The organism is Marinobacter sp. LV10R510-11A (genome assembly GCF_900215155.1).
Lineage (GTDB): Bacteria > Pseudomonadota > Gammaproteobacteria > Pseudomonadales > Oleiphilaceae > Marinobacter.
On record NZ_LT907980.1, the window covers coordinates 4,181,804 to 4,194,328 of the forward strand.

General features: G+C 54.5%; 13 protein-coding genes. 8 read left to right on the forward strand and 5 right to left on the reverse strand.

Annotation, left to right across the window (positions count from 1 at the left end):
• Nucleotides 1-57: 57 nt before the first annotated feature.
• Nucleotides 58-486 carry an Lrp/AsnC family transcriptional regulator gene (locus CPH80_RS20190; protein WP_096280846.1) on the forward strand — a complete coding sequence of 143 codons (429 nt, stop codon included), beginning with the start codon at nt 58-60 and terminating at the stop codon, nt 484-486.
• A 39-nt stretch (nt 487-525) separates the two neighbouring features.
• A complete protein-coding gene (locus tag CPH80_RS20195) occupies nt 526-2,208 on the forward strand; it encodes an AMP-binding protein (protein ID WP_096280849.1) in 1,683 nt (560 codons plus the stop codon).
• 113 nt (nt 2,209-2,321) lie between these two features.
• Here the strand turns inward: CPH80_RS20195 and CPH80_RS20200 are convergent, their stop codons facing one another.
• A complete protein-coding gene (locus CPH80_RS20200) occupies nt 2,322-2,516 on the reverse strand; it encodes a hypothetical protein (protein WP_096280850.1) in 195 nt (64 codons plus the stop codon).
• Between the two features lie 127 nt (nt 2,517-2,643).
• Between CPH80_RS20200 and CPH80_RS20205 the strand changes: the two genes are divergently transcribed.
• Nucleotides 2,644-3,546 carry a LysR family transcriptional regulator gene (locus CPH80_RS20205; RefSeq protein WP_096280853.1) on the forward strand — a complete coding sequence of 301 codons (903 nt, stop codon included), beginning with the start codon at nt 2,644-2,646 and terminating at the stop codon, nt 3,544-3,546.
• 63 nt (nt 3,547-3,609) lie between these two features.
• Here the strand turns inward: CPH80_RS20205 and CPH80_RS20210 are convergent, their stop codons facing one another.
• The gene (locus CPH80_RS20210; protein WP_413772275.1) at nt 3,610-4,203 is read right to left on the reverse strand and encodes a lysozyme-like domain containing protein; all 594 of its coding nucleotides are present in this window, start codon (nt 4,201-4,203) and stop codon (nt 3,610-3,612) included.
• Between the two features lie 167 nt (nt 4,204-4,370).
• On the opposite strand from CPH80_RS20210, the gene CPH80_RS20215 reads away from it, so the two are divergent.
• Complete coding sequence (locus CPH80_RS20215) at nt 4,371-5,189, forward strand: DUF2059 domain-containing protein (RefSeq protein ID WP_096280857.1); 819 nt, start codon at nt 4,371-4,373, stop codon at nt 5,187-5,189.
• A gap of 62 nt (nt 5,190-5,251) precedes the next feature.
• On the opposite strand, the gene CPH80_RS20220 is transcribed toward CPH80_RS20215, so the two are convergent.
• Entirely contained in the window at nt 5,252-5,530 is a 279-nt protein-coding gene (locus CPH80_RS20220) for a peptidylprolyl isomerase (protein WP_096280859.1), read from the reverse strand.
• Nucleotides 5,531-5,712: 182 nt separating this feature from the next.
• Between CPH80_RS20220 and CPH80_RS20225 the strand changes: the two genes are divergently transcribed.
• Genes CPH80_RS20225 through CPH80_RS20240 form a run of 4 tightly spaced genes read left to right on the forward strand, consistent with a single transcriptional unit; the run spans nt 5,713 to nt 9,572 of the window.
• Nucleotides 5,713-7,299, forward strand: coding sequence for an ABC-F family ATPase (locus CPH80_RS20225; RefSeq protein ID WP_096280862.1), 1,587 nt, complete (start codon nt 5,713-5,715; stop codon nt 7,297-7,299).
• 37 nt (nt 7,300-7,336) lie between these two features.
• Complete coding sequence (locus CPH80_RS20230; RefSeq protein WP_096280865.1) at nt 7,337-7,885, forward strand: DUF1415 domain-containing protein; 549 nt, start codon at nt 7,337-7,339, stop codon at nt 7,883-7,885.
• Between the two features lie 36 nt (nt 7,886-7,921).
• Entirely contained in the window at nt 7,922-8,653 is a 732-nt protein-coding gene (locus CPH80_RS20235) for a spermidine synthase (RefSeq protein ID WP_096280868.1), read from the forward strand.
• A gap of 16 nt (nt 8,654-8,669) precedes the next feature.
• The gene (locus CPH80_RS20240) at nt 8,670-9,572 is read left to right on the forward strand and encodes an NAD-dependent protein deacetylase (RefSeq protein ID WP_096280871.1); all 903 of its coding nucleotides are present in this window, start codon (nt 8,670-8,672) and stop codon (nt 9,570-9,572) included.
• A gap of 39 nt (nt 9,573-9,611) precedes the next feature.
• On the opposite strand, the gene CPH80_RS20245 is transcribed toward CPH80_RS20240, so the two are convergent.
• Nucleotides 9,612-11,021: a sodium-dependent transporter gene (locus tag CPH80_RS20245; RefSeq protein ID WP_096280874.1), complete on the reverse strand. Its 1,410-nt coding sequence runs from the start codon at nt 11,019-11,021 to the stop codon at nt 9,612-9,614.
• Between the two features lie 85 nt (nt 11,022-11,106).
• The gene (locus CPH80_RS20250; RefSeq protein WP_096280877.1) at nt 11,107-12,207 is read right to left on the reverse strand and encodes a Leu/Phe/Val dehydrogenase; all 1,101 of its coding nucleotides are present in this window, start codon (nt 12,205-12,207) and stop codon (nt 11,107-11,109) included.
• Between the last annotated feature and the right edge of the window lie 318 nt (nt 12,208-12,525).

A 12,525-nucleotide genomic window follows, 5' to 3' on the forward strand; every position in this document is an offset into this window, starting at 1 on the left:
TGCAAAATGCGCGAAATGGACTATGCTTTTGTCATAATGACCAGATGAGTAGTCAAGATGATTGGGAGCGCAGACCAAAAGCTAATTATGCTGCTACGGCAAAACGCCAGAGCCAGCATTACGGATCTGGCCAAGGCCTTGCACCTGTCGCGATCAACGGTGCAAAACCGGATAGCGCGGCTGGAGGCCAGCGGCGTGATTGCGGGGTACTCTGTGCAATTGGGTGGGGTTTTTTTGGCGAGCCAAGTGGAGGCACACGTGTCTATAAAAGTCGCCCAGAAACTAACAGCGCGAACCAATTCTGTACTTGAGAGCATCAGCCAAGTATCGCAACTGTTCTCGGTAAGCGGCGAGTATGATTTGATAGCGATTGTACAGGCGCAGTCTCTGGAGGAGCTGAGTACCGTATTGGATGAAATCGGGAACCTTGATGGCGTTGAGCGCACTAACTCAGCCGTGGTGCTAGAAACCCGCTTTCGGCGCTGATCGCAAGCCCGCAGGCAATAACAACTATAAGGAGTTTTCATGGCAGTGGATCCCCGTAGACAAACCTCTTTGCACGCGTTGTATTACTGGGCGGAGCAGCGTCCCGATACGCTTTATATGACCCAACCCTATCCAGATGGCACGGTGGAGGAAGTCACTTGGAGGCAGGCGGCTGATCAGGTATCGCGTATGGCCGCCCACCTGAACAGTTTGGGGTTGCCTGAACGTAGCAGTATTGCAGTGTTGGGCAAAAACAGTGCGCACTGGATGTTGTCAGATTTGGCCATATGGGCAGCAGGGCATGTGTCTGTACCGCTATACCCCACACTCAACGGTGAATCTGCCGCCTATGTTCTCGAGCACAGCGGGGCTGCGCTGCTTTTTCTAGGAAAGCTCGATGGAATAGCAGATGGTTGGAACGATATCAAAGGACATATTCCTTCGGATCTTCCGATTATCTCTCTGCCCATGTCGCCACGAAAGGATACTCCCCAGTGGCTGGATATTATTGCGGAGCACAAGCCGGCATCGCCCAAATTACCCGATCCGGATTCGCTGGCTACTATTGTGTACACCTCAGGTAGCACCGGCCGCCCTAAAGGCGTCATGCACTGTTTCCGCGCCATGGTGGCGGTCGCGGACGGGTTGGAGCAGATGTTCACTGCGACACCAGACGATCGCATGCTTTCCTATCTTCCCTTGGCTCATGTGGCAGAGCGAGCAGCGGTGGAAACCCTGTCACTGTATTTTGGCTTTCGTGTTTATTTTGCCAATTCCCTAGACACCTTTCAGGAGGATCTACAGCGGGCCCGGCCAACTCTGTTTTTCTCTGTGCCGCGCCTGTGGATGAAGTTCTACCTGGGTGTGAACACGAAATTGCCGCTCAGAAAGCAAAAATTTCTGTTTCGCATTCCCTTCGTCGGCTCGTTAGTGAAAAAGAAGGTTGTTAGGCAGCTAGGGCTGGATCATTGCCGTGTGGCCCTGACTGGCGCGGCACCTTTGTCGGAAGAGATCATCAATTGGTACCGCAACCTCGGGCTTGAGTTGCTGGAGGTGTACGGTATGACTGAGAACTTCGGTTACTCCCACCTCAGCCGGCCGGGGCAGGCCAGGAGTGGTTACGTGGGCGTGACCAATCCCGGCGTGGAGCATCGTATCGGTGATGGCGGCGAGGTGCAGGTAAAAAGTATGGGAGCGATGCTGGGCTACTATCAAAATGAAGAAAAAACACGGGAGGACGTTACCGCCGACGGCTTCCTAAAAACCGGTGATATGGGCGAAATCGATGCCGATGGCTATCTGCGGATTACCGGCAGGGTGAAAGACATATTCAAAACCTCCAAGGGCAAGTATGTGGTGCCGGTGCCTATTGAGAACCGGTTTAATCATCCTTCGGTGGAGGTTGTTTGTGTGGCCGGTGCCAACCAGCCCCAGCCGTGCATGATGATACTGCTCTCGGAGGAGGCCCGGGGTGCGCTTTCAAATGGCACAAACCGGGATGAGCTAGAGCAGGAGTTGGAAAACGAGTTGAAGGCGGTGAACGAAGGCTGTGAGGCACACGAAAAGATCGCGTTTGTGGTGGTGGTGAAAGAGCCGTGGACGATGGAAAACGGCATGCTGACACCCACCATGAAGATCAAGCGAAACGTGATCGAGGAGATTTATAACCGTAAGATGGACGAATGGTTTGAGCAGAAAAAGAAGGTGATATGGGAGTTCTGACTGTGTAATGCAAAACGCCGGCGCCTCGATTTAAGAGACGTCGGCGTTTTCAGTCAGGTTGTCGATAAAGGGTTGCGCTATAGATGCAGCTCTTTACGTTTGCCTAGCTGTAATCAGTGTCCGCCTTGCATCTGGGCCATATCCGGCGTTCCCGCAACGGCCTTGCGGTTAAATGAGCGCAGTTTACGGCTCATGAACTGAACCGCTATCTTAGCAGCCGCACGGGTATGCTGGCTTCTCACCTCAGTACTATTATGGAGGATACTGGATGGTAGCGGTTGAACGGTTGCGATATGTCTTTGTGCCATAGCGACTTCCTCCTTATCTGGTGAGTTAGTTCCGGAACCAATCCGAATTTACGCTAATTGTAGAGGTGTTATTTTGCAGCTTAAATACGTTAAAATCCCTATTCATGTTGCAAATACGCAGTAGCTTATGGATTGGGATTATCTTCGATATATACATGCTCTGGCAATAGGTGGAACCCTCGCAAAAGCCGGAGAATTACTGGGTGTGCACCAAACCACGGTTTTGCGTCGGCTGGATCAGATGGAAGAGTCGCTGGGTGTGCAGTTTTTTGAACGAAACCGCGATGGGCTGCAGCTTACCCCCGCAGGGGAAACCGCCTTCCGCAATGCTGCAAAGCTGTCGGTTGAGATGGAAAATCTCGAACGCAAGCTGGTAGGGCAGGATTCAGCGCCCGTGGGCAGAGTGCGTTTGGCGACAGAAGACGCGATGATGAGCGAATTACTCGGGCCGATTCTGGCGGAGTTGGTGCGTGAGTTTCCCGACATTGAGTTAGAAATACTGACGGACAACGATGTATCCAATCTCAGTCATCGGGAAGCGGACCTGACTTTGCGCCCGGAAAACAAACCCCAAGCGACATTGGAGGGGGAGCGCATCGCTTCCATTGAGTCTGCTGTATACGGTTCTGCCGCATATTGCCGGCGCAATCGCAATATGGATATTGAGAATCATGCGGATGATTGCCTCTGGATTATTCCAGACGACACCTTCAGTCACCTAGCAACGGGCCGGTGGTACCGCAAGCAACTGAAAGGTGTCAGTTCGGTGATCCGCTGCAACAGCTTGCATGCAATGTACACGTTGGCTCGCGCGGGAGCCGGCTTGGCTGTGTTGCCGTGTTATTTGGGTGAGGCCACCAAAGAACTGCGCCGCCTGTCAGATCCGATTGAGGGTGAAAGCGTCGATCTTTGGTTACATGTAAACCAAGATACCCAGCAAATGGCCAGGGTTCGCATTGTGATGGAGTTTCTGGTGGAGCGCCTGCAGGCCCAGGCGCCGGTTATTGAGTTCAACCCGGCAGCCCAATGATTGTGCGAATCGTTTTCAGCTACAGAATGGCCAAAACTGATACCAATGCCAGCACTGGAATTCCTACTCACAGGATTTGAGTTGATTATCGTAACGGAAGGCGCGGCTCTGAACCCTTGAGGCCAGAGCGGTTACCGCGGGTTTACGGGCAAAGGTTTTGCGGGCGTAACCGCCACGGCCTTCGTGGTAAGCCAAGTAAAGCTGGCGTGGGTTGTAGAAGGGAATGTTGAGTTGTCGGTTGGTGAGATGGTTGTACCAACCTACAAAGTCCAGTGCGTGCTCCATATCGGTGCGTACGGTGAAAAAACCGTCGCCATTGGCGGCAAGATACTCCCCCCACGCGGGGTCCAAAGCCTGGGCGTAGCCGTACGCCGTGGTTGGGCGGCTCCAAGGTATAAAGCCCCACAACACCGTTCTGGGTGGCTGGGCGTGGCTGCGAAATGAGGACTCGTAGTAAACGAAAGCCATTTGGGTCGCGATGGGCGTACCCCAACGTGCCTGCGAATCGCTTGCGTAGTCGTACCAGACGGTATGCTTCCGGAAAATTTCGCACAGATCATCGGGGTTAACCGGTGGGTTGGGGGCTAGCAGGCTAAAACGTAGTGTTGCCCATGTGCCGATAAGCACCCCGAGCACCGGAAGGCCGTACCATTTCAACCGGGATAACCATCGATCACGGCGGGTTTGGCGCCGTTTCCTGCGTGGGCGTGTCGGTTGCCAGAATTTTCCTACCAAACTGTCATCTCCAGAACCCATGGATTGCTTGCTCAGGGGAGGGTGCGCGTGTCATAAACGCAGCATCCACCAAACAGGATGATAGTTAAATGAAGCTTGGCACCCTAGTTAAACCTCTTTTAATCACCGGTCTGTTTCTGGCTGGCCCTGCCATGGCCGCGCCTAGTGCCCAGCAGGTTCTGTCGGCATCACCTATCGACGACATTGTTGATCGCTACCCCGCCATGATGAGCGAAGGCATCCGCGAGGGTCTGAAGCGGAACCAGCAGCTTCCACCAATGGTTGCGGACACCATTGGATATGTCGTCACTAACAGCTTCCGTGCTGCGGATATAGAGCAGCAGATTGTGAAGAATCTCGAGCGTGACCTCTCCGGGAAGCAGCTTGAAGCAGTAGAGAGCTGGTACAAGACACCCGTGGCCAAGAAAATCTCGGCTGCGGAAGTGGCGGCTTCAGACCCAGCTGCTTGGCGACAGATTCAGGCTAGGGCGCCGGAGCTGAACAAGAAATACAAAGGCACGGATCGCGCCCAGACGTTTGAGCGGTTTGACCGTGCAGCCCGCGCCACCGAAAGCGCAGTAGATACCACCATTGCCGTGCAGCTTGGGCTGGCAACCGCTATGGCAGCGTTCAGCAGTGATTCAGAAAATTACGATGCGCTCAAACAGAACATAGAGAACCAGCGCGGCCAAATTCGGGGCGTTGTTGAGCAGCAGGTGTATGACAGTTATCTGCACACCTATGAAAAAATCAGCGCTCAGGAGATGGGGTTGTATATCGATTTTCTGGAAAGTGGCCCGGGATCTGCGTTTTCAAAAACGGTTACCCAGAGTATTCAACAGGCCATTACCGATCCGATTGAATCCATCGGCAATCAGATGGCGCGTTTTCTCTCCCCGCAAAAATAGGGCAGGCGCGGTAAGAGCACTTAGCTGTGCTTAGAAAGCCCTTAACCGCGCCTAGAAAACCCTTAGCTGCGACCGGTTACTTCCAGCAGGTGGTAGCCAAACTGGGTTTTGATGGGGCCGATCACGGTGTTCAGTTCGCCGTTAAATGCTGCATGGTCGAACTCGGGAACCATCTGGCCTGGGCCAAAGGTGCCTAGGTCGCCGCCGCTACGACCGGAAGGGCAAGAAGAGTGCTGCTTGGCAGCTTCTGCAAAATCTTGGCCGCCTTCAATGGCCTTCTTCAGTTCTTCACATTTTGCTTCGCTGTCTACCAGAATGTGGCGTGCGGTTGCTTCTGCCATGGTAATTATCCTTAAAGAGAATGAATGGGTACTTCAGAGGAGGAATGCTGCCCGTCCCCTTCGCTTGAGGCAAGCCTTTTTATCGGGGTTTTTGCGACCTCACGGTTGTCACTGCAAACCTGTACAATGCCCGCTTTCTTTAGCCGGCGCGGCGCTGGCCCTCACATCTATAGGTTTGTTTCTTGATCTCTACTGCCAATATTACCATGCAATTCGGGGCCAAGCCCCTGTTTGAAAACGTTTCTGCCAAGTTCGGTAACGGCAATCGCTACGGCCTGATCGGGGCCAACGGCAGCGGTAAATCCACTCTGATGAAGATCCTCGGCGGTGACCTCGAGCCCTCCGGAGGCCAGGTCATGCTAGAGCCGAACGTTCGCTTGGGCAAACTGCGACAAGATCAGTTTGCCTTTGAGACCTATTCTGTTATCGACACAGTCATCATGGGCCATGAAGAGCTGTCGGAGGTTAAAGAAGAACGTGATCGCATCTACTCGCTCCCAGAGATGAGCGAAAAAGACGGTATGGCGGTTGCGGATCTGGAAGTACAGTTTGCTGAGATGGACGGCTACACAGCCGAATCCCGCGCCGGTGAGCTGCTTTTAGGATTGGACATTCCCCTAGAGCAGCACAATGGGCTTATGAGTCGCCTGGCGCCAGGCTGGAAACTGCGGGTACTGCTGGCTCAGGCACTGTTCTCGAACCCAGACGTTCTGTTGCTGGACGAGCCTACCAACCACCTGGATATCAACACCATCCGCTGGCTGGAAAACATTCTGGTGGCTCGTAGCAGTACCATGATCATCATTTCCCACGACCGCCACTTCCTGAATAGCGTGTGCACCCACATGGCGGACCTGGACTACCGCGAGCTGAAGCTGTTCCCGGGGAATTACGATGAGTACATGACTGCCGCCACACAAGCACGTGATCGTATGCTCTCGGATAACGCGAAGAAAAAGGTCCAGATTGCAGAGCTGCAGCAGTTTGTAAGCCGCTTCTCCGCCAACGCCTCGAAAGCGAAGCAGGCGACCTCTCGCGCACGCCAGATCGATAAGATCCAGCTAGATGAAGTAAAGCCTTCCAGCCGCATCAGCCCGTTCATCCGCTTTGAACAAGGCAAAAAACTACATCGCCAGGCGGTAACCATTCGGGAACTGACCAAGGGTTTCGATGAAAAGGCTCTATTCAACAAGCTGAACCTGCAGGTTGAAGCCGGCGAGCGCGTGGCCATCATCGGTGCTAACGGTATCGGTAAAACCACGCTACTGCAGTGCCTGACCGGCGCGTACGAGCCTGACAGCGGTGAGATAAAGTGGACGGACAGCGCCGAAGTGGGCTACTACGCTCAGGATCACACGGCGGATTTCGCCGCAGACGATACGCTGACAGAATGGATGGCTCAGTGGACAACGGGCGGTGAGCAACTGATACGCGGCACGCTGGGGCGCATGCTGTTCTCTGGCGACGACATTGCTAAGTCGGTGCGGGTAATCTCCGGTGGTGAACAGGGGCGCATGCTGTTCGGCAAGCTGATTCTGCAAAAGCCAAACGTGATGCTGATGGATGAGCCCACCAACCACTTGGATATGGAGTCCATCGAGGCGTTGAACCTGGCGCTTGAGAACTACCCGGGTACATTGATTTTTGTGAGCCACGACCGTGAGTTTGTATCTTCACTGGCGACTCGGATTATTGAATTGACGCCTGAGGGTATTACTGACTTTAGCGGCAGCTACGACGATTACCTGCGTAGTCAGGGATACGTTTGAGTTTCGTAGATTCGATCAACCACACGAGGAAGCTGCAGTGAGCGAAGAATCGGTAGTTCAGGCGACCCAGAAATGGGTCGAGGACGTTGTGGTTGGTTATAACCTGTGCCCGTTCGCCAAACGGGAACTGGTCAGGGATCGTGTGAGGTTTGTGGTTTCTGAGGCTGATAACGAGGATTCATTACTCCAAGCCCTCCAAACTGAACTCCTGCGCTTGGACGATGAGCCGGATATTGAAACCACTCTACTGATTCATCCCCGCGTAATGCAGGAATTCGGCCTCTACAACGAGTTTCTGGACGCTGCAGAAGGGTTGCTCACGTATCTGGATATGGAAGGTGTTTACCAAATCGCCAGTTTTCATCCGGATTATCAGTTTGCAGACACGAAGCCGAGTGCAGCGGAGAACTACACCAATCGTTCTCCGTTTCCCATGCTGCACTTGTTACGGGAAGCCAGCTTGGAAGCTGCGATTGATAGCCATCCGGATGTGGATGGAATTCCATCGCGTAACATCGAGCTGATGAACAAGCTAGGCGCCGAGAAAATGCGTGCGATCCTCTCTGCTTCCCATAAGCAGGTTTAAGGCTAAACGACCAATCACGAAAAAAGAGGCAATACAGTGGGACGCCTGTTCGCGCAAATTGATAGTCAGCCCTCCGAAATTGGTGAGATCACACTGCGCCGTCGCCGCATCCCGGCGCTGGGCGATCGAGATATCTTCGAGGTAAAGCTGGGTGAAGAGTTTCTCATGTCCAGCATGTTTGTGGACGCCGAAGTAGCCCTCTCTGATCTCGGATTAGGCGAAACCGAAGGCGACAACCTAAGTGTTGTTGTAGGCGGCTTGGGGCTCGGCTATACCGCCGTGGCTGCGCTCAATCATAAGCGAGTAGGGGAGTTGCTGATTGTTGATTACCTGGAGCCGGTTATTCGCTGGCACCAGCAAGAGCAGGTACCCCTTGGCAAAGACATCAACGCAGATGCGCGCAGCCGCTACATTCACGGCAGCTTCTTTGATCTGGCCGTTGCCGATCCTCAAAGCGGTGGTTTTGATCCGACAGCGCCCGGCAAAGAGTTTGATGCCATCTTGCTGGACATCGATCACTCACCCCGCGCCCTGCTGAACGACTCGAACGCCAGCTTTTACACCACGGAAAATATCGGCCGTATGGCCCGTCAACTCAAAGCCCGTGGCATCTTTGCTATGTGGTCCAACGAGGGCGAAGACGCCGTATTCATGGACGTGCTGCGGGAAGTGTTCACTGAAGTGGTCTGTCATGTTGTGAGCTTCTATAATCCATTCCAGAACAGAGAATCTTTCAACACCGTTTACGTGGCCCGCAAGCCGGGCTGAACCTGCCGGAGTGTGTATGCCAGTGACGACCCACCGTACTCATCCTTTCAGTTCAAACCAGCGCCTCCCGGAGCTGGATGAGCCATCGATTCTGCATGAACCGGAGCAGGCCGGTGAGCTGCTGGCGGATTTTATTCACCGCTATCCCAAACTCCTGATTTTGACCGGCGCTGGCGTCAGCACCGATTCCGGTATTCCGGATTACCGCGATGGCGAAGGTGCCTGGAAGCGCAAACAGCCGGTTCAGCACCGCGAGTTCATGGAGAACTTTGAAACCCGCCAGCGTTACTGGGGGCGCAGCCTGATTGGCTGGCCAGTGATGCGTAATGCCACCCCCAACCCCTCCCATTACTACATTGCCGACCTTGAACTGCGTAATCACTCCAGTCTGGTGGTGACCCAGAATGTAGACCGCCTGCACCAGAAAGCCGGTACTCACGGTGTGAGCGACTTGCATGGCCGCGCGGATGAAGTGCTGTGTATGAGTTGTGGCTACCGATGCCCCCGGGATGATGTGCACGAACGCTGTGCCGATCTCAATCCGGATTTCGCGCAATACGAAGCTGATGTCGCCCCAGATGGTGATGCGGATCTGGACGTGGATTTCTCCGGGTTTCGTCTGACAGATTGCCCCCAATGCAGCGGCATCCTGAAACCGGACGTGGTGTTTTTCGGGGATTATGTGCCGAAGCAACGGGTGCATTCAGCACTGGATGCACTCAAAGCCAGTGATGGTTTGTTGGTGATTGGATCGTCGCTGATGGTGTACTCGGGCTTCCGTTTTTGCCGGTACGCCAAAGAATTCGGCAAGCCTATTGCCACCCTTAATCTAGGCCGGACCCGTGCGGAGGAGTTGGCGGATCTTAAACTGAACGCAAGAATCGGGGAGACCCTGAAGGTCTCCCTCGATCAGTTATAGCCCCGATCAGTTATAAATGGGCTCCTTACCCAATGCTGCTCACGATCCGAACAGGTTATAGACAAATACCGCGCCTACAGCCACTGGCGTAATGTAGCGTACGGTGATGTACCACAGACGGAACATGGGTTTGGTGAGCTCCAGTTCGTTCTCCATCGCCTCGCGTGACATCACCCAGCCGGCAAACACCGCAACCAGCAGGCCGCCGAGAGGCAACAGGATGTTGGCAGTAAAGAAGTCCAGCAGATCAAAGATCGTTTTACCTTCAAGCATGCCGATCCACCCCAGTGGCGCAAAATCCGACCACAGGTTCAGGGAAAGAATCGACGCAATGCCCAGTAACCAGCACACGAAGCCGGCTGCCAGCGTGCTGCGGGTGCGATTCATGCTTTTTTGTTCTTCCAGCCATGCCACGATGGGCTCCAGCAGGGAAATGCCCGACGTCCAGGCGGCAAATATCAGCAATACAAAGAACAGGGTTCCGAACAGACTGCCCATGGGCATCTGGCCGAATGCCAGCGGCAGGGTCTGAAAGATTAGGCCCGGGCCGGCGCCTGGCTCAAGGCCGTTCGCGAACACAATCGGGAAAATGGCTAAGCCCGCAAGCAGAGCCACACCGGTATCGATTACGCATACGGCAATGGAGGTTTTGGCGATGGAAATGTTCTTTGGCAGATAGGAGCCGTAAGCCATCATCACTGCCATGCCGAGACTCAGCGTGAAGAAGGCGTGGCCCAGTGCTACCAGAACACCTGAGGTGGTGAGTTTGGAGAAGTCTGGCTGGAACAGAAAGGTCACCGCTCGGCCGAACTCACCGGTGGTCATGGCGTAGCCGACAACCGTGAGCAGCAGCAGGAACAAGGCTGGCATGAGGATACTGACGGCGCGCTCAAGCCCCGCACGAACGCCCTTTGCCACCACAAGCATGACCAGCGCCATAAACAGGGTGTGCCACATCAACAGAGTGACCGGGTCAGCGAGCAAATCAGAGAAAATGGCGCCAATGGCATCCGCAGACTGGCCGGTAAGCTGCCCGGTGGCCGCTGTGCCCACATAGGATGCCGCCCAGCCGCCAATAACCGAGTAGAACGAGAGAATTAGGAAGCCAGCAAGCACGCCAACGGCGCCAACTGCGCGCCAGGCTGGGTTAAGCCCTTGCTGTTTGGCGATCTGTTTCAGGCTGTTAACTGGGCTTCGTCCGCCACGGCGACCAATCAACACTTCGGCCATCATGATAGGCAGGCCAATTGCGGCGATACACAGAAGGTATACCAGCACAAAGGCGCCGCCGCCGTTCTCACCGGTGATGTAGGGGAACTTCCAGATATTGCCCAGACCAACGGCAGAGCCCGTAGCCGCAAGAATAAAAGCTAAACGTGAAGACCAGAGCCCCCGTTTGGCGTTCGAGCCTTCCATTGCTCCTAGAGTAGGCGCATGTGATTCAGACATAATTGTCTCCTGCCAGATAGTTGTTTTTCTTTGGAAGAACAGGGACCGTGAACTGATCACGGCCCCGCAAAGCAAATGCCGTTTATTAACCGGCGCCAATAAGCTGCTCGCGTGAAGTTTCCGCTACGCTGGAATGCTTCCGAAAGCGTTCTTCCGCAAGTGTGTTAGCAACCACACCCGTTGGAACGCCGCTGTCGTCCGAGCGTGTAAAGATCTCGGCAAGCGTTTCGCCTATACCTTCCACATGGGCGCGTACGTCCTCGGGGGAAGCGCCGGTGCGCTCGTAGAACACATCGATAATACCACCGGCGTTGATGGCGAAGTCTGGCGCATAGAGGATACCGCGATCTTTTAGGGCCTGATCATGATGCGGGCGTTGCAACAGATTGTTGGCCGCGCCCGCGATGACCGTAGCTTTCAGGCGGGGGATGCTGTCGTCGTTAAGCACGGCACCCATGGCGCAGGGTGCGACCACGTCTACCGGCAGAAACAGGATGTCCTCAGCCGATGCCGCATGGGCACCCAGCTCATCCACTGCACGCTGCATGTTCTTGTGGTGAATGTCGTAAACCCAAAGTTCTGCTCCGGCGTCCTTCAGGTGGCGAGCTAGGCGGTATCCCACGTTGCCAATACCCTGGATAGCGACCTTCAAACCGGTCAGATCCTCGCGTCCAAGCTTGTGTTTTACTGCCGCCTTCAGGCCAATAAAAGTGCCATAGGCGGTGGTAGGGGAAGGGTCACCATTACTGGGCTGGCCGTTGTAAGCGGTGCGCTCGACAATACCGGCAACGTGTTGGGTGTGCCGACCCATGATTTTCAGATCCGACACGCTGGTGCCGGAATCTTCGGCTGCAATGTACTGGCCGCCAAGCCCTTCAAGGTGCTTGCCCATAGCTTCCAACAAGGCTTCGCTTTTATGCTTGCGCGGGTCGCCAAGGATGACCGATTTTCCTCCGCCCAGATCAAGGTTGGCTAGCGCAGATTTGTAGGTCATGCCTCGTGACAGGCGCAACACATCACGCAAAGCTTCTTCATCGTTGGCGTAGGGGAACATCCTGCAGCCGCCAAGGGCCGGCCCACGGGAGGTGTTATGTATGGCAACAATGGCTTTGAGCCCGCTTTCTGGGTCGCAGAAAAAAGAAAGATGCTCGTGGTTATCAAATTCGGGATGGCTGAATACATTCATGGCGGCTTACCTCTCTTCCATGGCTTGGATAGGCGTTATCCTGTGGAAATGAAAGGCGATGATCTTAACAGACGGGTGCCATTGTGCACTGCACAAGACGTCTCGAAGACGTGCTGATGTACGCATATTGAAATCCTCTCCACCTGGCCGGATCTCGGCGGCAGCGGCAGTGTTGTTTTTGTCGTCCAGCTTGTGGCCGGCGTTTGATTTCAGGTGCCCGGGTCTCCCGAAGGGGATTGCCCTTGTGGGTCCAGACTAAACGTAAACTAATCGCTGTAAGCTCAGAGGTCAATTGTAATATCTGTGCTGCGAAGAGCC